General features: G+C 59.2%; 21 protein-coding genes. 8 read left to right on the top strand and 13 right to left on the bottom strand.

Going from position 1 to position 20,014, the window contains the following annotated elements:
- Positions 1-26 precede the first annotated feature (26 nt).
- The 3 genes from R5N89_RS07440 to R5N89_RS07430 all read right to left on the bottom strand — a co-directional run bounded on the left by R5N89_RS07440 (position 27) and on the right by R5N89_RS07430 (position 2,719).
- On the bottom strand, positions 27-1,133 hold the full coding sequence (locus tag R5N89_RS07440) for a glycosyltransferase family 2 protein (RefSeq protein ID WP_110569363.1): 1,107 nt from the start codon (positions 1,131-1,133) through the stop codon (positions 27-29).
- Positions 1,134-1,206: 73 nt separating this feature from the next.
- On the bottom strand, positions 1,207-2,070 hold the full coding sequence (locus tag R5N89_RS07435; protein ID WP_167400878.1) for an energy transducer TonB: 864 nt from the start codon (positions 2,068-2,070) through the stop codon (positions 1,207-1,209).
- The gene (locus tag R5N89_RS07430; protein WP_167400879.1) at positions 2,021-2,719 is read right to left on the bottom strand and encodes an energy transducer TonB; all 699 of its coding nucleotides are present in this window, start codon (positions 2,717-2,719) and stop codon (positions 2,021-2,023) included. Before R5N89_RS07430 ends, R5N89_RS07435 begins: the two co-directional genes overlap by 50 nt.
- 454 nt (positions 2,720-3,173) lie before the next feature.
- On the opposite strand from R5N89_RS07430, the gene R5N89_RS07425 reads away from it, so the two are divergent.
- Positions 3,174-4,628, top strand: a complete 1,455-nt coding sequence (locus R5N89_RS07425; RefSeq protein WP_244192200.1) for a sugar porter family MFS transporter — start codon at positions 3,174-3,176, stop codon at positions 4,626-4,628.
- Positions 4,629-4,734: 106 nt separating this feature from the next.
- Here the strand turns inward: R5N89_RS07425 and R5N89_RS07420 are convergent, their stop codons facing one another.
- From R5N89_RS07420 to R5N89_RS07400, 5 genes are all read right to left on the bottom strand, one after another.
- Entirely contained in the window at positions 4,735-5,142 is a 408-nt protein-coding gene (locus tag R5N89_RS07420) for a hypothetical protein (RefSeq protein WP_110569404.1), read from the bottom strand.
- Positions 5,143-5,576: 434 nt separating this feature from the next.
- Positions 5,577-5,885 carry a hypothetical protein gene (locus R5N89_RS07415; RefSeq protein ID WP_110569366.1) on the bottom strand — a complete coding sequence of 103 codons (309 nt, stop codon included), beginning with the start codon at positions 5,883-5,885 and terminating at the stop codon, positions 5,577-5,579.
- Positions 5,886-6,138: 253 nt separating this feature from the next.
- Positions 6,139-6,372, bottom strand: a complete 234-nt coding sequence (locus R5N89_RS07410; protein ID WP_110569367.1) for a hypothetical protein — start codon at positions 6,370-6,372, stop codon at positions 6,139-6,141.
- Entirely contained in the window at positions 6,369-6,650 is a 282-nt protein-coding gene (locus tag R5N89_RS07405; RefSeq protein WP_244192201.1) for a DUF333 domain-containing protein, read from the bottom strand. The genes R5N89_RS07410 and R5N89_RS07405 overlap by 4 nt, the downstream gene beginning before the upstream one ends.
- An 85-nt stretch (positions 6,651-6,735) precedes the next feature.
- A complete protein-coding gene (locus R5N89_RS07400) occupies positions 6,736-7,068 on the bottom strand; it encodes a hypothetical protein (protein ID WP_110569368.1) in 333 nt (110 codons plus the stop codon).
- 82 nt (positions 7,069-7,150) lie between these two features.
- On the opposite strand from R5N89_RS07400, the gene R5N89_RS07395 reads away from it, so the two are divergent.
- The 6 genes from R5N89_RS07395 (at position 7,151) to R5N89_RS07370 (ending at position 14,970) form a co-directional block, all read left to right on the top strand.
- Positions 7,151-8,437 carry an Hsp70 family protein gene (locus R5N89_RS07395; protein ID WP_110569407.1) on the top strand — a complete coding sequence of 429 codons (1,287 nt, stop codon included), beginning with the start codon at positions 7,151-7,153 and terminating at the stop codon, positions 8,435-8,437.
- Positions 8,438-8,560: 123 nt separating this feature from the next.
- Positions 8,561-10,621, top strand: a complete 2,061-nt coding sequence (locus R5N89_RS07390) for a triacylglycerol lipase (RefSeq protein WP_110569369.1) — start codon at positions 8,561-8,563, stop codon at positions 10,619-10,621.
- Positions 10,618-11,628, top strand: a complete 1,011-nt coding sequence (locus R5N89_RS07385) for a DUF4105 domain-containing protein (RefSeq protein WP_110569370.1) — start codon at positions 10,618-10,620, stop codon at positions 11,626-11,628. The genes R5N89_RS07390 and R5N89_RS07385 overlap by 4 nt, the downstream gene beginning before the upstream one ends.
- Before the next feature lie 292 nt (positions 11,629-11,920).
- Complete coding sequence (locus R5N89_RS07380) at positions 11,921-12,301, top strand: hypothetical protein (protein ID WP_244192202.1); 381 nt, start codon at positions 11,921-11,923, stop codon at positions 12,299-12,301.
- A 222-nt stretch (positions 12,302-12,523) separates the two neighbouring features.
- Positions 12,524-13,732: a M48 family metallopeptidase gene (locus R5N89_RS07375; protein ID WP_110569372.1), complete on the top strand. Its 1,209-nt coding sequence runs from the start codon at positions 12,524-12,526 to the stop codon at positions 13,730-13,732.
- A 173-nt stretch (positions 13,733-13,905) separates the two neighbouring features.
- Entirely contained in the window at positions 13,906-14,970 is a 1,065-nt protein-coding gene (locus R5N89_RS07370; protein ID WP_110569373.1) for an alkene reductase, read from the top strand.
- A 75-nt stretch (positions 14,971-15,045) separates the two neighbouring features.
- Here R5N89_RS07370 and R5N89_RS07365 read toward each other — a convergent pair whose 3' ends face one another.
- From R5N89_RS07365 to R5N89_RS07345, 5 genes are all read right to left on the bottom strand, one after another.
- Positions 15,046-15,705: a sulfotransferase family 2 domain-containing protein gene (locus R5N89_RS07365; protein WP_244192203.1), complete on the bottom strand. Its 660-nt coding sequence runs from the start codon at positions 15,703-15,705 to the stop codon at positions 15,046-15,048.
- A gap of 341 nt (positions 15,706-16,046) precedes the next feature.
- Complete coding sequence (locus R5N89_RS07360; RefSeq protein WP_110569375.1) at positions 16,047-16,475, bottom strand: DOPA 4,5-dioxygenase family protein; 429 nt, start codon at positions 16,473-16,475, stop codon at positions 16,047-16,049.
- 27 nt (positions 16,476-16,502) lie between these two features.
- Positions 16,503-17,114, bottom strand: a complete 612-nt coding sequence (locus R5N89_RS07355) for a YceI family protein (protein ID WP_110569376.1) — start codon at positions 17,112-17,114, stop codon at positions 16,503-16,505.
- A gap of 184 nt (positions 17,115-17,298) precedes the next feature.
- Positions 17,299-17,643, bottom strand: coding sequence for an SMI1/KNR4 family protein (locus R5N89_RS07350; protein WP_167400880.1), 345 nt, complete (start codon positions 17,641-17,643; stop codon positions 17,299-17,301).
- Positions 17,644-17,762: 119 nt separating this feature from the next.
- Positions 17,763-18,734, bottom strand: coding sequence for a helix-turn-helix domain-containing protein (locus R5N89_RS07345; protein ID WP_110569378.1), 972 nt, complete (start codon positions 18,732-18,734; stop codon positions 17,763-17,765).
- Between the two features lie 724 nt (positions 18,735-19,458).
- Here R5N89_RS07345 and R5N89_RS07340 point away from each other — a divergent pair.
- Positions 19,459-20,013 carry a hypothetical protein gene (locus tag R5N89_RS07340; protein ID WP_110569379.1) on the top strand — a complete coding sequence of 185 codons (555 nt, stop codon included), beginning with the start codon at positions 19,459-19,461 and terminating at the stop codon, positions 20,011-20,013.
- The last annotated feature ends 1 nt before the right edge of the window (position 20,014 follow it).

Raw genomic sequence — 20,014 nt, 5'->3', positions numbered from 1 at the left:
TATAAACAGCAGCAAAGAACCCCGTCTTACTCACCAAGCGCAGGCTGAACCGGTGCCTGCGCGTGCAACAGGCGTCGCACAATCCGGGCAGCGTGCTGGTGCTCGACTACAAGGCCCGCGCGCCGGACAGGATGGCGGCGCAGAAGGGGGCTTGCAGCCACCAGCCTGTCCCATGCCAGTCCAAAAAACGGTTCCGCGCAGACCTCGATCAGGGCGGTGGCGGGCAGCATCAACTGACGCGCGAGTTTTTCGCCCCGCGCCCGCCAGGGGCCATGGCGCATGGGGTGGCCCCATAGCGGGCGCAAGGCCGCGCGGGCCTGGGCGCGGTGCAGGCAGGCCATGGCGGGCTCCAGGTTTTCATCGAGCATTTCATCCTGCCGGATCAGGCGGCGGGCCATGGTATCGGCCATGCCGCCGCGCGCGCGCCCCGCGACCCGGCCTGATACACTCACCCACACATCAGGCGCGTGGCGGATGGCGGCATCCACGCGGCGCAGGGCGGCCAGAAACCTCCGGTCCTCGCCAAGTGGCACGGCGGGAATGCCGCCTGCGCGGTGGTACGGGCCAGCCCGCACCGCAATACTGGCTCCCGAATGCTCGACATGCCGTGGCCACGGATCATGCAAATCAGGGTCGGCTAGGTCATGGATACGGTCGAGCATGGTGGCATAGGCAGTTTCCGCCCGGTCATCATCATGCAGGCAGGCGGGCAGGCACGCGGCCTCCACCGGGTCGATCAACGCGCGCCCACATACGGCATCGGCTCCCTTGGCAAAAGCGGCGAGCGTCTGGTCCAGCCAGTCCGGCGCCACCACGGCATCGGCATCGGTGGTGAGCATGATGCCTTCTGGCCCCGCGAGTTCAGCCGCATGCGTCATGGCTGCGCGCCGTGCAGTGCCGGCATGGGCAATCAGGGGCGGATAGGTGCGTTCAACCACGTGAAGGGCAAAAGGGAGCCTGCCGCTTATGGCCTGTACGGTGTGTAATGTCGCATCGGTGCAGTTGTTGAGCAGCACCACCACATGGGTCAGGCGTGCTGCATGCTGGCGACCGAGGGCGAGCAGGCAGGGACCGATGCGCTCGGCCTCGTTCCGCACGGGAATGGCCGCAACAAGGGGGCGATCAGGCTGCATGGGTCACCTGTGGTCAGGGAGAACATTTAAACGCCCGATGGTCCGGCCCGGTTTCATGCGCAAGGGGGCAGGATTAATGTGATGGAGCAAGGTAATAGTTTATTTTTATATTTAAAGGCGATGGTATTTTCTGTCGCGGGTCAACCGGAATCTTTTTTCCCATAAACATGTTCATGGTGGCGTTATCGAGCAAAATGTTGCCCGAAGATTTTATAAACCGCAGAGACCGGATGTCGCCTTGCCGCGACAACCAGAATTTTACGGCTGTATAACCCTCAATCCCGGCCTGACGCGCCTCAGGCGGATAGACCATGTGCTGACGGATCCACAGACTGATCCTGTCGCCATTTTCAGATGTTGGTCGGTCAGGTGCCCCAGCCTGCTGGTCTGGCTCCATCACGGCATGGTCATAGCCATATTTCTTCATGAAATCATCATGGAACAGAATTGTTTCAGGATAGCTGTAAGTCAGCGAACCATTTTCGTTTGTGTGCGCAACCTTCTGCAGGCTGTACTGAACTTTGATATCTTCGTTCTTGAACGTAACGACCAACTTACAGCGTTTTTCTTTCTGAACATTGGCTGTAACGGATGGTCTGTTATAAGTGCCGGGCGGCAGATTATGGTCGTGCATGTAAGTGGGGCTCTTGGTAATGCCCTTATTAATGGAAGCAGCCAGCAGTTCAGATGCATGCCGGGAATGTTCGATGGAGCGGCAGAGGCTGTCAGATCTTAGAACCGTAGCCAGATGGGCAGGGCGCATGGGGTCTGGCGTCCGGTAATGGGAGCATCCTGCCAGAAAATATAATAATAAAAGTATAGATGAATTATGATATATTTTCTTTTCTAATGTTGTGGCCATATTGAAAAAATGTCCTAAAAATAATTCAAAAATATTTATTTTGGCTTGATGCAGCGTAATGAACTGTAAAATCAATATGATTAACCATCTTACCATGTCGATTAACTGGCAACCTCTCTCCTGTAAACATATTCATGGTTGCGTTATCAAGAAGAATATTGCCCGAAGATTTTATAAAACGCACCGACCTGACTTTACCCTGTGGCATGATCCACACTCTTACGGTTGTATAGCCTTCAATCCCTGCACTGCTTGCGGCTTGGGGGTAAGACAGATGCCTCTGGATCCATAAATCAATTGGGGTGGGGCGTTTGATTACAGGCGGTGCCGGCATGGATTTTTTATGCGGTCGAGCGGGTTCCTGATTGTAACCATATTTATCAAATATCGCGGCGCTTATGTCCACGTTTTCCTTGTAGCTATAGCTGACCCAGCCTGGTCTGGGTTCATGGGCAACTTTTTTTAGAATATAGACGATCTTCCATTTTTCATGCCTGAAAACGGGGGAAAGGGGACAGAATGCATCCTTTTCCACCCTGCCTTCATTGTGCGCAGGATGCGGGATCACGGGCGGCAGGTGATGCGCCTGCCTGTAAGGAGGGCTATCTGTTATGACCTGCTTCAGGGTATGCCTGACCAGTTTTGATGCATGCCGCGAATGTTTGACAGAGAGGCACAGCGTGGCGTCTGAATCCACCACTGTCGCCAGATGGGTCGGGCGCATGGGGTCTGGTGTCCAGTAATGGGAGCAGCCCGTAAGAAAAGATGAAAAAACCAACGGCGACAGTATATAATACTTTTTCATAAATAATGCAATCACCACAATAAATTATTTCTAGTAAAATCATTACATTTTTAAAATTTCTGCCCGAATCGTACAATCAGCATCGCCTTTAAACAAGTTAATTCCTGAAAAGAGGATAGCGGGCTGAACGGTAATTGCCATATTCAGTCAGATGGCAATAAAAAACCACTATCGTGCCGTGATGAAACCGAGGGGGCGTATAAGCCTGCAGGAATTATTGTTTTCTGGCATTTTTATAATACTATATTGAAGTCGGTTCATCACATATCGTCCCGCGCCTTACTGATCATGGATGGGTGACCACATTTCATAGAACTATTTTTCAGGAGGGGCGTTTTATATTGTAACTATAACGATAAAAAGGCTTTTCATCGTGAATGACGATACTCTGAAGCATGATGACCTGTCCTATCGGGACAGCGTGCAGCAAGGACGTCGGAACGCTTTTCTCTTTGCCGGGGCGGCCGGGCTTGCCGGGCTTATGTTTGGCCTCGACACCGGGGTGATTGCCGGGGCGCTCAAGTTCATGGGGCTCGACCTTGGGGCCAATGAGCGCGCACAGGAATGGATTGTCTCCTCGCTCATGCTTGGCGCGGCAGGGGGGTCGCTTCTGGCCATCCCGGTTTCGCATTATCGGGGGCGGCGGGGGGCGATGTTCTATGCCGGGCTGCTGTTCCTGCTTGGCACTGCGCTGTGTTCGCTTGCCCCGTCCATTCCCATCATGATTGCAGGCCGCGTCTGCCTTGGCATCGGGGTGGGTTTCGCATCTTTTTCAGCGCCGCTCTACATTGCCGAAATTACGGAAAAGAGCCAGCGCGGCACGATGATTTCGCTCTACCAGCTTGTCATCACGGCCGGGATGCTCCTTGCCCTGCTGTCAGACAGCCTGCTCTCCTATGGCGGGCACTGGCGGTGGATGCTGGGCATTCTGGCCGTGCCGACGGTAATTTTCATTCTGGCCACGACACAGGTGCCTTATTCACCGCGCTGGCTGGCCATGCGGGGGCGCAGGCGCGAGGCGCGTGGCGTGTTGCAAAAAGTGCGTGGATCGCGGGAGCGCGCCAATAATGAACTCGACCGGATCGAGCAGAACCTGAGGAAAACCAGGGGAAACGGCCTTGCACTCCTCAAAACCTCCGCCGGGTTTCGCAAGACACTGGCCCTGGGCATGGCGCTTCAGATCTTCCAGCAACTCGCGGGCATCAATATCCTGCTGTATTATGCCCCGCATCTGCTTGAACATCTTGGTTTTTCGGTGCAGTCGGCGGTGTGGTGCACGACACTGCTCGGCCTTGCCAACATGGTGGCGACTGGTGCGGCCATCATGCTGATTGACCGCTGGGGCCGTCGCCCGCTGCTGCTGATCAGCACGCTCATGGCCTCTTTCAGCCTGTGTGCATTCGGGTTTGTGCTGTTTGCGCATGTGGGGGGCAGCATGGGCAGTATTGCCATCATCGCGCTGCTGGTGCTGTTCACGCTGGGCTATGCCCTGGGCGAGGGGCCAGTGCCGTGGACCATGTGCACCGAGATCCAGCCCCTGCAGGGGCGCGGGCTGGCCATCGCATGTTCCACCTTCGCCAACTGGATAACCAACTGGCTGATCAGCAATGTTTTCCTGTCCATTATGAGTCTTATCGGGGATTACGGCATCTTCTGGCTTCTGGCCGGTTTCAATGCGGTTTTCTTCCTGATCAGTTACTTCCTTGTGCCTGAAACGCGGGGCTGCTCGCTTGAAGATATCGAGCAGCGGGTCAAGGCGGGCTACCCCTTGCGCGAAATCGGGCAGCCGGTTCGTCCGTCAGCCACCATGCAGTCAGGACGTGAGTAAGGAATAAAGAAGCGACCTGCCTACAAAAAAAGCCTGCCCCACCGGGCGGAAAGCGCCCCGGTGTGGCAGGCTGAAAAAAAGTAACCCTAACCCTGGTTGTTGTGTGTCAGTGCAGGTTGGGGTCGGCCGTGGTTTCCGGCTGCCAGCCCGCGCGGGCATTGAGTGCGCGGTGACGGATGGCCGAAGGGAGCATCTCGCGCAGGATCTTCATCGCAGCCTGTTCGGAAAGTCCCGTCTGGGTGGAAAAATGCTCGAGTTCCGTCGGGCGGAACAGGGCATGGATCGTGCTTTCATCGGCATGCGGGGCCTTGTCGTGCTCCTGCCATGTGCGGATCAGCGGCAGCATGCCCGCTTCCTCCGCGCGGTGTTCGAGCATGCTGGGTTCGTCTGGCGCGGGCAGGGGACCAAGAATGTCGTTGAGAACCGACAATGCGCCGGAGCGGTCGCCCTGCGCCCCTGTCAGGAAATCACCGATGCGGGTGGTCATGTCGGTTACATTACGCGAAATCGTCATGTGAGCCTCCGAGAAGCGGTAGCGGGACATGCCCTGGCCGCGCCCTGACGTGCCCCGGTCACGGGACGGTATTATTTACCCTGCACGGTGTCCCGGCATGCAGGCGACAGACGGGTGACTTTGCGTTGCATGCAGGCTGCAACCTGTCTTGTATCCGGTATGTCCAGCGGGCACAGCCGCAGGGCGTCGGCCTTGCAGGCCGCGACCTGCTGCGGTGTTGCCGGGTCATCGGCATATGCATCTGCTGCCAGCCCGATCCCCAACCCTAATGCGATGGGGAGGGTGGGGATAACGGTAAACCGCATCCTGTATCCTCCTTGGTTCTGTTCAATAGGGTGGCAAGGGTCGAACGCGCCTGGCTTTGGGGGGTTCACCCCGCCTGGCAGGCATGAAAAACACGTTGCTGTGAATGATCGTGCGGCCCCTGCCACGCTTTACATGCCCGGCGCGCTGGCGGCGCCAGGGCTTTGATCCTGTCCCGCCTGCTGGGGCGAGCCGGTGGGCCCACCCACACCTTCGCCCACGGCATTGCCGGAAGGGGCTGCGGGGTCATGTGGGGGCGGGGGCGTGTCCGTTTTGTCCGCTTTTTCCGCCGAGCAGGAAATGCAGGCGTCCTCCCCAATGCGACCGCTACAGGCCATGAGGGGCAGGATAAGCGCCATCCCCACCACAAGGGCGCATGAACGGGCCATGACCCCAATGGGCGTGAAGCGGTGCGGGGTGGTGGTCTCGGCTACGGGCACGGGTTCCTCCTTGTTGCGTCAGGAGGCTGTTTCAGAAAACACCATGCCGGGTAAAGGACGGCTCAGGGCCATTGTGGACAATGACCGACCGGCAGGGGACTTTGTGAAACAGCCTGCCTGACCCAGAACGGGTAACGTGCGGCACAGTTGCATGCGGCCTGCCCCCGACGGTTACGGAGCGCCTTGATGATGTGGCGCGACATGCCGGACGGTGGGGGTCTGAAGAATGTTAAAAAACAACGTATTACAAATATTACAGACGCTTTTCAGGGCGTGGGTGGCGCGGCATGATGCGGGCACCTGCCACGCTTGCGCCCGGTGGCAGGGTGCATAGCCCGGTATGGCCATCGGGCATTACGCGCCATGTTCCGCCGCGCTGCCTGCAGTCCTGTTCTGGGGGCAGGCTGCGCGCCATCAGGGCATCGCCGCACCCCGCAAGCCCGAGCAGGCCCAGCAGGGCGAGCCGGGGCGTGCGGCTTGACTTCACGGCCGCCCGGCGGAATGGTCGCGGCGGAACAGGGCCCATTCCTCCATCACGCTACCATCAGGCAGGTGGCACCAGCCACTCGTGCCCTGTGGGGACGTGCGCAGTTCAAGCCTGCCGCCAAGATGCTGGCAATAGGCGGAAGCCGGGTTGGGCATGCCGATCCGCGCCGCCCGTGCCGGGCCATGACGGGCAGTACAGGCACCAAGCAGAACGATGGCGCCAAGGGCTGCAAGTTGCATCAGGCCACGGCGGGCCGGAGTGGGGAATGGGTTCATCATATCGTCTCGTGCCACATGCGGCAAAAAGGGGTGCAGGGATTCTGATAACAGGCCAGCCGCCCATCGGCAAAACCGGGTAGCCGGATCAGGGTGCGTGAGGGGCCGGGAGCAGGGATGCCTGCACCGCAGCAAGTGCCGCGCCGTAGCCCAACGCACGCAGCATGATGGCCAGGTTGGCATGGTCCATGATCGCGCTGTTGGTCAGGCGCGGCAGGCCACGGGCATCATACCACATGAGCCAGAACCGCGCGCCTTCTGGCCCGATGACATATTCCAGCCACAGCGTATCGCCCGTATCGGCCTGTGTGACCAATGGTGCTTCCAGCACGCTGCCATGGGCCTGCCCCGGGCCATGGGGGTGGCCGTGTCGGGTATCGGTGCGATAGCGGGCATTGGCGCAGGTGAACGGCAAGGTCATGATACCACCCCCTACGCCACCCCACGCAAAATGTGAATGACCCCGATGGACACGGCCAGCATCGGCGCGTATGGGAGGCCGCATGTCTTCCATAAAGCCCCCCCATGGCGTGCGGCTTGGCATAGATTTCGGCACGACCAATACCGTTGTGGTGGTGCTGGACGCCAAGGGCCGGCCACAGCCCGCGCGCTTCACTTTCCCCCATCATCCGCCTACCGAGACATGCCGCACCCTGCTGTGTCTGTGGCATGACGAGATGCAGTCCCGCAGCGCCTCCCTGCACGAAGCCATAGGGGCGGCGGCGGTCGATGCCTACCTTGAAGACCCGGCGGAAAGCCGCCTCATCATGTCCATGAAGTCGTATCTGGCGCAGTCGTCCTTTCGGCAGACGCGGCTGCTGGGCCAGGTGATGACGCTGGAATCACTGGTGGCGCGCTTTCTGTCGTGCCTGATGCGCATGCTCGATATCGACCCCGCCCAGGTCAGCGCCACCGTGGGGCGGCCGGTGCATTTTGCCGGTGCCCGCGCCGATGATGCGTTTGGCGAGGACCGCCTGCGGGCAGGGTTTGCGCAGGCGGGCTTCCATCATGTTGACGTGGCTCTCGAGCCTGAAGCGGCAGGCTGGCACTTTGCCCAGCGCCTCACGACTCCCGCCACCGTTCTGGTCGGTGATTTTGGCGGCGGCACGAGCGATTTTTCCATCCTGCGTTTCGACCCGTCAAGCGGGCAGGGTGCTGCCCCGCTGGGCTATGCGGGCGTGGGCATTGCAGGCGACCAGCTTGACTACCGCATTATCGATAACGTGATCGCGCCCGAACTTGGCCGCAACACCACCTATCGCGTGATGGGTGGCCAGCCGCTGCCGGTGCCAGCCGAATGGTATGCAGCGCTGGGGCGGTGGCACCGGCTGGCGCTGATGCGCACGCCCCAGACACTGCGCGACATGGGCGACGTGGCCCGCACCGCCGCCGCGCCAGAAAAGATACAGGCGCTGATCGACATCATCGAGGCCCAGCAGGGCCAGGCGCTGTATCGCGCCATAGGGCAGGCCAAGCGGGAACTGTCGAGCGCGCAGAGTGCTACGCTGGATTATGAATATGGCGATGTGCGCATTCACCGCACCATAACCCGCGCGGAATTCGAAGGCTGGATCGCGCCCGACCTTGCGCGGTTTGATGAGGCGGTGGAAGCCGCACTGGAACGCGCCAGCCTGCCCGCAGGCAGCATTGACCGCGTGTTCCTGACTGGCGGCACATCATTCGTGCCCGCCGTGCGCGCGCTGTTCACCCGCCGCTTTGGTGCCGACAAGGTGGATATGGGCGGTGAGTTCGTATCCGTGGCGGAAGGGCTGGCGCTGATGAACGGGTGAGGGCGCCATTGCCCCCGATACCCAGCCTTCCTTATGACCCGCTGCCTGCGCCGGGGCGAAACCAACGCCATGCAGGACGATTGCCTGTTCCCTGCAAGCCACAGGGGTGCTTAACCTGAGGGGATGAAACCGATTGCCCCCGGCATGCAGCCTGCTGCCCCCACCCGCATCAAACGCCGCCTGCGTTGCGCCAGCCTGCTGGCCGCAGCCCTCCTTGCAGGCTGCGCGGGGCCGGTAAGCGTGCGGCAGGTCTCGCTGGTGCATAGCTACCGCGCCGCCACGCGCACGGCGCTGGCGGGGCGTGAGGCAAGCAATACCACGTTGATCGTGCTGCGTCGCCATGGCCTGCTGCCGCTATGGCGCAATAGGCCCGACCGCGCCATTGCCACCCTGCGCACGCAGGCGGCGGGCCGCGATGATGAGGCCGATGTGCTGTTTGCCCTGGCGGAACTGAGCTACAGGCAGGGCCTGCGCCACCACCATGCACAGGATTTTCTGGCTGCCAGCCTCTATGCCTATGCCTATCTGCAGCCGGGGCAGGTGAATGGTCCCAGCCCGTATGATGCGCGTTTTCGACAGGCCTGCGATCTGTACAATCTGGGCCTCACCGCAGCCTTTCCCGCCCCGGTCAATATTGCCAGCCAGAGCCGCGCCCTGCCATTTGGCACGCTGGCGCTGAGCGCCGACCCCGCCCAGTTGCGCTGGCATGGCCGCGTGCTGGAAAATATCCGCCCCACCGCAACCCTTGGTGTGGGGGGTATCAATAACGTCTATCATACCCCCGGCCTTGGCGAGGCCCTGACCGTGCTGGCCCGCGCCACGCCTGCCGCACCCGCCCGCCCGGCCAGCAGCGGCCAGACGCTGCAGCACGCGGGCGATCGCGCGCCTTCCGCCGTAGCCGACATCGCGGCCCCTGCGCAGGATGATGCAACACGCAACCGCGCCGTGCCCCAGAACCAGCCAGAGCCTGAAGGCACGCCTGATGGCAGCTTCGTCATATCGGAAAAGCTGCGCCTGCCCGCAAGCATGGTGCTGGAAATGGACAACCCGCGCACGCAGGTGCTTGGTGACCACCCCAGCGGGCGGCTGGTGCTGCGCATAATGGATGAAAGCCCCGACACCCCCATCGCGCACGCCCATGTGCCCGCCGCCTATGACCAGACCACCGCCCGCGCCCTGAGCCTGGTGGATACCGCGTTGGGCACCAAGGAATATCGGGGGTTCTTTGACGGCACGACCTATGACGGCACCCGCCCGCGCCTGATCGCCATGAACCCGCACCACCATGGCAGCATGCCGGTGGTGTTCATACACGGCACGGCCTCCAGCCCTTACCGCTGGGCCAGCATGGTCAATGACCTGCTGGAGGACAAGCGCATCCGCGATCATTTCGATTTCTGGTTCTTCTCCTATGCCACGGCCAATCCCATCCCGTATTCGGCGTGGCAGCTACGCCATGCCATTACCGAGGCCGTGAACAGCCTGGGCGGCGTGCAGGCCGACCCGGCGCTGGGGCACATCACGCTGATTGGCCACAGCCAGGGCGGCCTTCTGGCGCGGATGCTGGTCATCAACCCCAGTAACAGGCTGTGGGATGGCACGGCAGGGCGGCCACTTTCCACCTTCCATCTCAATGCCGACACCATGGCGCTGATCCGGCAGACCATGTTTCCCACCCCCATGCCCGAGATCGACCGGGTGGTGTTCATCTCCACCCCGCAGCATGGCAGCTACCTTGCAGGCAAGTCGATCGCCCAGCTGGTGGGCGGCATGGCCAGCCTGCCGCTGCGGGTTACAGAAACGGCGCGTGAAATCGTGACCGGAGCGGGTGACAGCACGCATGTCGATAACCGCATTCCGCGGCTGGGCAGCGTGTACGCTATGTCGCCGCACAGCGCCTTCATGCGCACGCTGCCCACAATCCCCATCATGCCCGATGTGCATGTGCACTCCATCATTCCCGTATGCGGGGCAGGGCGGGACCTGGCCCATGCCGATGATGGCGTGGTCTCCTATGCCAGCGCGCATATCCCTGACGTGGAATCAGAACTGATCGTGCGCCATTCGGAACATTCCACGCAGTCAAACCCCTTCACCATAGCCGAGGTGCAGCGCATCCTGCTTGAACAGCTTGCCCGGTATGCGCCCAGCCCCCGGGGCACGCGCATTGCAGCAAAGCCATGAGCCTGCCTGGGCTGCGCCGATGGCGCGTGATTGGCCTGCGGTCTGTTCTGGGCGTGGCAACAGTGCTGGGCACGGCGGCGCTGTACTATTCCACCATCGTGCCTGATGCGTTGCGGCTGGGCCTGAGCGCTGCGTTTGCCGCCATCATGGTGGGGGCAGGGTGGCTGCGTTCGGTCCGGCTCGGGCATATGGCGCGGGGCGTGGCGGTCGTAACGCTTACAGGCTGGTACGTGACCGACCCGCCGCGCAATGACCGGGTCTGGGCGGAGGAATACGCCATACCGGCTGATACATGGCGTGAGGGCGATATGGTGCATGTGCATAACGTGCGCAATTTCCGCTACCGCTCGGTAACCGATTACCTGCCTGCATGGTATGACGCCACATATGACCTGAGCAAACTCGAGCGGGTCGATCTGGTTACATCCTACTGGGCGGGTGAAAATATTGCCCATGTCTTCCTGAGCTTTGGCTTCAGCGACGGGCAGCATCTTGCCATGTCGATTGAAACCCGTAGGCAGGCGCGTTTTCCCTATTCCACCATTGCGGGGTTCTTCCATCATTACGAACTGTTCTATGTCACGGCCGATGAGCGTGACCTGATTGGCGTGCGCACGGATGTGCGCCGGGAGCGGGTTTATCTATACCGGCTTGATCTCTCGCCTGCCGTGCGCGAGCGGCTGTTCCTGAGCTATACAAGTGCGATCCATGACATTATTCGCCACCCGCTGTGGTACAACACGCTGAGCGACAACTGCACCACGGGCATCCTGGCGCGCGCGGGGGCGAAACTGCGCTACCGTTTTGACTGGCGCATCATACTGAGCGGCCACACCGCCAGCATGGCCTATGACATGAACCTGCTTGGCCCCTATGACCCGAAGCGCTACCCCGATTTTGCCGCAGTCCATGATGCCAGCCGCATCAGACGGCCCGCGCATGCGGTGATCGGACCGGAGTATTCCACTGCCATCCGCGCTACCCTGCCACCATCAGCGGGACCGTAGATTATATAAGCTTTGACACAATTGTTGCGAAGTGTGGCAAAAATGTGGCAGGCCTGATTGTGATGCGCCTGAGAGATTTTGAAAATTTCTTTATTATTACTGAATTTTTTCAAATAAAACGTAAAAAATATATATGTTTAAAGATAAACGCGCCATTTTTCCCGAAAATTCTGTAGTAGTGTGTTTTTTGCTCTGGATTTTTATCGCTCACGTCTATATTTCAGGAAAAAGAAGATCTTGATGTAAGTCAAAGATATAATTTACTTTTGTTAAGTTAATGGAAAAATTATTAATGAAAAAATTCGCCATTGCGGGCTGCCTTACCGCTGTTCTTCTGGTTTCCGGTTGTGCTTCCTCCGGCAATACTTCCATCAAGAACGAAACGGCCGACACCATCGACCAGAAGATTCATGATAACGTGACAACCAAGCAGCAGGTACGGGCCATGTTTGGTGACCCGATGAGCACCCACTTTACGGATAGCGGGCATGAAGAGTGGCAGTACAGCTTCGCTACCACCAAGGCAAACGGCACGAATTTCATTCCCTATTACGGCGCATTCTCCAACGGGTCGCATGGCAAGGAAAAAACCCTGGATATCATCTATAACGGAGATGTGGTCTGGCATCACGTCATGTCATCCTCCAACGTCAAGACGCATGAAGGCCTGTAATGTCAGGCATGATAATCTGACTTACACATAAAACATGACGGATCACTTATGGCACGGCTCCCGAAAGGGCCGTGCCATAGGCGTTCAGACCATCGCCCTGATAAAATTCCTGATATAATTTTATTGCAAATAATGGGAATAATTAATGGCTTCTATTGTCAATTTTAATATGAAATAAAAATACAGATACGCTTACGGTAATTAATTTTTCGGGATACTGACATGGCTAGCATAGAGAGGGATGAACTTGTTTATCCCCGCGAATATACACTTTCAAAAATAACGCTGATACTTGGAATTCTGTTCTGGGTGCTCATGCTGGCGGGCACATTCGGCATCATGCTGATCTATGTCCTGATAGGCTATGTGCTTTACCTGTTCGCGCAGTCTGCCCTGATCGCCCATATCAAGGGCAACGGCGTGGAAGTTACCGAGGCGCAGTTTCCCGATCTGCACGCGCAGTTCATATCATGTTGCCGGACATTGCAGATCAATGGTTACCCGCAGGTCTATGTATTGCAGGGCGGCGGGATGATGAATGCCTTCGCCGCGCGGTTTCTGGGGCTGCAATATGTCGTGCTGCTATCTGACGTGGTCGATGCCATGGCCGAGCACCCCGATGGCGTGCGCTTTTACCTCGGGCATGAACTGGGCCACCTGCGCATGCGCCATATTGGCAAGCATTTCCTGCGCTGGCCCGCGCTCTGGCTGCCGCTGCTGGGGGCAGCCTATTCCCGCGCGAAGGAAAGCACGTGCGACCGCCATGGCGCGGCATGTTCCACCACGCCAGAAAACGCGGCCCGCGCCCTGGCAGCGCTCGCTGCCGGGCGGGCGCGGTGGAAGGACATCAACCTTGAGCGTTACGGCAGGCAGGTGGCCGAGACCGCAGGCTTCTGGATGTCCTTTCATGAACTGACGGGCGGCTATCCGTGGCTGACCAAGCGCGTGGCCCGTGTCATGGGGCATGAGGCCAGCCTGCCGCGCCGTAACCGCTGGGCAGGCGTGCTGGCCGCCATGGTGCCCTATGGCGGCAGGATTGGCGGGGCAGGGATGGTGATCCTCTATTTCTACATCATCTTTTTCATCATAATGGTCGGCCTGCCCATCTATCGTGACCAGCTGCCCCGTTTGCGCGCGCACTTCATGTATGGCGAAACAGCCACGGCCCGCTCCGCGCTGGAGGATTACTACATCAATAATCATGATGTTCCCGCCTCGCTGGCCCAGATTGGCCAGAAAGACCATCTGGAGAATGGCGACACCCTGGCGCTGAATGACCACAACATGGCCATTACGGTGACATCCCACAACAAAAGCATGTTGATCACGCCCCGCATCAACAAACAGAAACATATTTCGTGGTACTGCACGCCGGGCCCGGGCATGCAGGCTGCCCAGATGCCCGCCACATGCGTGAACGGCGGCCACTAAACGCTCCTTCCGGCCAGAACGGGCGCTCATGATGAAGCCCGCCCGTTTCCCGCCCACGTGCCTTCAACCATTGCCGGGTGCAAGATTTGTGTGCTCCGCCATGCGGCACCGTACTCTTGCGACAGGCTGGCTATGCGCCCATCATTGCCTCTACTGAACCGTGGAGACGTGACATGCCAACCCTGTTCACACCGCTTAAGGTCGGTGCCCTTACGCTGCCCAACCGCATCATCATGGCGCCACTGACGCGCCTGCGCGCGGGGCCTGACCATATTCCCAACGATCTGATGGCCGATTATTACGCCCAGCGCGCACTGGCGGGGCTGATCCTGTCTGAGGCGACGCCGGTTACGCCCCAGGGCATCGGCTATGAGGATGTGCCGGGCATCTGGTCGGAAGAGCAGGCGGAAGGATGGAAAAAGATCACCGCTGCCGTGCATGCGGTCGGTGGGCGCATTTTCATGCAGCTATGGCATGTAGGCCGGATTTCGGACCCGTATTTTCTTGATGGTGCGGCCCCGGTCGCGCCAAGTGCCATTGCGGCAAAGGGCCATGTCAGCCTGCTGCGCCCCAAACGGGATTACGTGACTCCCCGCGCACTCCGCACCGATGAAATACCGGGCATTGTTGCTGCTTTCCGCCGGGGAGCGGAACTGGCCAGGGTTGCCGGTTTTGATGGCGTGGAAATTCATGGCGCCAATGGCTACCTGCTTGATCAGTTCCTGCAGGATTCCACCAATCACCGCACCGACCAGTATGGCGGTCCGATCGAGAACCGGGCGCGGCTCATGCTTGAGGTGACCGATGCCGCGATTGATGTATGGGGAGCAGACCGGGTAGGCATGCATCTTTCGCCCCGCTGCGACCTGCACGACATGGGGGATTCCAATCCTGCCGCTACCTTTGGCTATGTCGCGCGTGAACTTGGCAGGCGTGGCATTGCGTTCATCTGCGCACGTGAGGCGGAGGGGCCGGACAGCCTTGGCCCGCAACTTAAAAAAGAGTTCGGTGGTGTCTATATCGCCAACGAAAAATTCACCCCCACCAGCGCGGAAAAAGCCGTTGAAGCAGGCTGGGCCGATGCCATCGCCTTTGGCCAAGCCTTTATTGCCAACCCCGACCTGCCTGAACGCCTGCGCACGGGAGCGGAGCTGACGCCACCAGACCCGTCCACCTTCTATACCCATGGCCCACAAGGCTATATCGACTACCCCACGCTTGGCGCGGCTGGCGACTGAACCCGATACTGACTGGCCCCTCACCATTATCGCATATCCTGCCTGATAGTGGGGTGGGGCAGGATGTAATCGGTTTTACCGGCTCTGCCGGGCTTGGGCGATCAGGTCATAATCGGCACGGTAAATCTGCCTGATCCGCCTGATCTGGTCGGGGCCTGGCAGTTCGCCTTTATCACCGGCTGCCGTGGCGTTGACATGCGTGATCGGCCCGCTGCCAAATGGTGCGATAAAGCGTTCGATACGCGCCATTTCATCAAGCATGAACAGGTGGTTGACCGCAATGGCGCCATCGTGCCCGGTCAGATACCATGTCTGTGGCCGGAAAATATGGTCGATATGGTAGGGGTTGCGCGCCTGTGCCACCAGATCGAGCGCATCGTCAAGGTCACGCAGCGCCATGTAATGTGCCCGGAACCCCTGCGCCACATGCCGCGCCCCACCACCACCCGCGCGCGCATAGCGATACGCCGACAGAAAGCGCTGAACCGGATCACGCAGGATGGCAAAGGTGGGAAAGCGCACCAGATCGGGCAGTCGGCGCTGGAAATACCGGATGGTTTCATGCCCTACATCCATGCCGTAAAGGGCGCGGGTGATGGATGTTCCAGCATTTTTGGGCACATGAATGAACAGAAGGCCGCGCTCGCGCACCATCGCCGCGCGCCGTTGCCGTTTTGGGCCTGGAGGGTAGGCAATATGGAGTTCGCTCAGACGCTCATGCACATCGCTGGACATTTTGACACGAAGCACAGGCTGCAACAGCGTTTGCATATAAAACGGGTCCGATCAGGCCACAGGCTCAAGGGATGATGCCGTCATTATCCAGCAGGACAATGTTACAGTGCATTACCAAAACAGACCGATTGCAACAATGCCTGCGCCCCGCCTGAACGATTTTGTAAAAAAACACTCTGGACGCCCCTGCAGAAACTGATGGAAACAGGGGTGCGGGGCCTTGTTTCCGTAATAATATTTCTGGGGCGGCTTCTTTAAAAAAAGTATCAAAAATACCGCCTTTTTGTAAAAAAAGGCGGTATCGGGAAATCTATATCAAAGGATCGTTTTGAAATCGGGTCTCAGATTTTCACGCTGCCATCGGGCCGTGTATTGACCTCGCCCGCGCGATCGGGGGCGTCGGTCTGTTCGGGCAGGCGGTCGGCAAGGAGGGCGCGGGGGCGGCCAATCCACATGCCGTCACGCAGATGGTCGCGGCGGGGATTGGTCGTGTTCGGGTGCACGAGAAGGCTCAGCCCGCCATGATTGAGCATGAGCCAGGGCACGAAGGTTGCGAACAGCCCCGTCTCGAACGCGATCTGGTACATGGGGGCCACATGGGGGCCGACCGCCACATCATGCCAACGCCCCAGCCTTACGGCAAAGCGCTCGGCAATGCGGTCTCGCAACCGGGCTGCGGCCTGGCGTGTCGTGGCATCATCAAAATAGACATGCACATGATAGCTTGCAATCTCGGCCAGAGTGCGGGGGGCGGTCGTCTCATCGGTCATGTGTCGTGCACTTTCTGCGCGGCGGGGTTAGTGGAGTGAATTGGGCAGGGTGATGCGCGTTTCGGTGCGCATGGGCTGCCTTACGGTATGCAGCATGGTGGACATGCCCCATTTGCGTCCATCGAACGTGCCGGTGCTGTCAAGCACGCTGAGCGTGTTGCCGGTAAAGTCCATCTGGGTATCAAACGTCATGGGATGGGTCTGGCCGCGCAGGGTCAGTTGCCCCACCATGCGCGAGGCCACGCCGCCATTGACGATATGTGGCCGGCAGTCGCCCACGTAGCGCGCGGTGGGCCAGCGATCCGTGCCCAGCATGCCGCCTGATTTCGCGGCCTTGCGCTCCAGTATGGTGTCCATGTGCACGGTTGTGGCGTCCATGGTCAGGTCCACATGGCAGGTCTGGCGCGACAGGTCATAATCCAGCGTACCGGAAACCTTGCCGAACTGCCCGTCCATTGCGCCGATGACACTGCTCGCGTGCAGCAGCACGGCGGTATTGTCAGGCGTAAGCGTGAGATGCTGGGGCGTGGCATGGGCCGGGCGCGCAAGGGTAGGGAGCCCGAGGCAACCCAGCATTATTGCAAGAAGGGCAAAGGGGCGCGCCCGACGCTGGGCAGGGCGTTGTGCATGTTCTGTCATGGCAAGCTTAACGCACGGTGCCGCGTGAGGTTGTGCGAACATGGATCACCAGCCCCCGATGGGGCCGTGACCACGCGCGGGGCAAGGCGTGACAGGATGCATGAACACCTGCCTACAACCCGAATGCGGCGCCAGTAGGGCAAGGGGGCATAGGTAGGATTTATGTCAGGGCCAGCGCCCGCTGTCAGGCCATGACATCGTGGCTGTATTTTACAATAAAATCAGCAAATGTGGGTGCGTACAGGGCTGATTCATCACCGACCGTGCGCAGAACCGGGTATTCACCCCGTGCATCGGCACGGGTTGTGTCAAACACGAATATTTCCGCGAAATCCGTCCGGCACAGAACGATTTCCGTAGGTTTTATGGCGTTCTGGCGGCGATAGAGCACGGTGCGTTCGGCAATGTCACCGCTGGGCGTGTTGCGATCGAACCCAAGGTAGATGGAAAATATTTCATCGCCAAAAATAGATGCGTAGCCATAATGCTCGGCAAGGAACAGGTAGCTTGGCGGCAGTTTCTGGCCCAATATGCTTTCGCACCTCGGCAATATCTTCAGGGGTCGAGGCAAGGCTTTCATCACCAACTTCAAGAGAATTACACGAATTGTTTTTTATGCAGGCTACCAGATCATGAAAAGGCATATTTTTACTTCCAAACCCATTTACCAACCACGCGCCCATTGATCACGAGGTCAGAGGCATCGACCTCATCCACCGGATAGGTCGGGTTGACGCTGATGATGCGGATGCGCGGCGGGCGGGAATTGGGGACCAGCATCAACTGCTTGATGACCACGCCCATGCCATTCCACAACACATACACGCCATCGGGCGAAGGGATGCGGTGGCCCGTATCGACGAGCACGCGATCACCCGCCACGAATTCCGGCTCCATGGAGTTGCCTGCCACGCGAATGATGGCAAGCCCCCCGGTATCCGGCAGGTAATTGCGAATGAAATCACGCGGGATGCGCCATGAATCCAGCGTGGGGTGGCTCTCGGCATCGCCCGCGGCCGTGTGGTCCACAATCGCGCCTGCACCGGCCTGGGGTGAAATATCGTATTCATGCACGGTCACCGCGCCATCCTCGTTATGCAGCGGCATGCTTGCGCGTTCGGCGCGGCTTATGCTCTCGTTCAGGTCCGTGGCACCGGGCACGATGCCGCACAGCGCCCAGACTTCGGATGCGGCAATGGGTGGGTCGCCACGATCGGTCAGGAGCGGCACCAGTTTGCGCACCAGTTCAACAGGAATAAAGTCTTTTTTCAGCTTGTTTTCATAAAAGGCGTAGCTGGAAAATTTTTCCCCCATGCCCACGTCGCGCGCCAGCGCCCGCACGGTGTAACCCGCCCGTTCCCGCAGGGCCTTGAGCCGCGAGGCGGCGGCACTTGCCCCACCATTGCCGCCGCTTCGCAGCAGGTCGCTTGCGGTGCAGCCCAGCACGGCGGCCACTTTTTCCAGCCGGTCACCCCCAGGGTTACGGGATTTGCCGCGCAGGATGTCGTGCACGTAGGTTTCGTTCAGTCCGGCCAGATCGGCCAGACGTTTTTTATTGAGGTTCAGCCGCTCCATGCGGCGTTCAATCTCGGCGGCGGCGGGGGAGCGTGTATCATCCATAATGGGAAATATCCCACATAATTGACACAATGGGTAGGGGGGGATATATCCCATTATGTTTGCAATGTGGGAATTATCCCATTTTTTTGGAATTGCCTGCATCCTGTGTCAGGAAGTGCGCCCACATTCTTGAATGGCGGCGCCATCGGTGGATGCCAACCATGAACTCCACAAGCGGTATATCACAGGAAATGATGCCCTATGGCAGAACACCTTGTCATGATACGCCTATCAATACGCTGACATGGGGATATGTGACAGGTAAAATATAAATTTCATTAATTAATTAGTAAAATAGAGATCCAGAATTCTATTTTTAAAAATATTTTCCGAATATGTTCTCAAAATTATACGATATTTTTAAATGTTATTTTAAAATAATCCTGAAAAGAACATCTTTATGCGTCAATTTCTGTTCATGGGCGCACTGGTAATGGCCCACCCCCTTTTCCACGCATGCTGCGCAGCGGGAATACAGGGTGCTGGCTCGACATTACGCTTGATGGACAGGGCAATATCGGTTTCAGAGATGAGGGGCCGGGGTGCATCGCCTATCATGGGGCCTCGTGCTTGTTTGATGTCATGAGTGCTCGCGCCACGTATTGAGGCAGGGGCGTGGTGGCCTGCGGATTGGGATAAGCGGCGTGGCAAGCGGGTGGAACTGCCCGCCTGCACATTATGGCGATAATATGACTTTGTTGCATAAAGTCGTACAGGAATTGCCATGCCCAATCCGCGCGCTCCCTTTTCACCCGCGCCTGTCCATGCTGCCGCCGTGCTGCGGGCTGAACGCCGTGCCCGGTTGCACGCGCGTGACATTGCAGCAGGACTGAAACCGGATATGGGCGCCGATGGCCCCGCAGCCCTCATGCGCCCGGTGGAGCGGGCCCGCGTGCAACTAGCCCCCGGTGCGCGCCCACACGCCGTGCGCCGCCTGACGGATACATGCGAACTCGACCGGCTGTTTTATCGCGCCAATTCTGCCTTGAGCCCCGAGCAGCATGCCGTCGGGCTGCGCTTTCGGGCCTGCTGGCGGCGTTGCACGCGCACGGGGCGACTGGTGCAGCGTTACAGCCCGCAAGCCGGGCAGGGCACGGGCACGATGGAGGAAACCGAAGCCAGCGTAAACGCCCGGCACGCCATTGACCGCGCGCTGGCCCTGCTCACGCCAGCCCGGGCGCGCGCGGTCTGCGCCGTATGCGGCCTGGATGAACACCCCGGCACCCGCATCCGCACACTGCACAGGGCGCTGGATGTGTTGCATGAACAGTGGCGGTAAG

Origin of the sequence: Komagataeibacter sucrofermentans DSM 15973, assembly GCF_040581405.1 — a bacterium.
In the GTDB taxonomy this organism is placed as follows: Bacteria; Pseudomonadota; Alphaproteobacteria; order Acetobacterales; family Acetobacteraceae; genus Komagataeibacter; species Komagataeibacter sucrofermentans.
The sequence above is the reverse complement of the archived record's forward strand: the minus strand, read 5'-3'. Positions and strand labels throughout refer to the sequence as shown.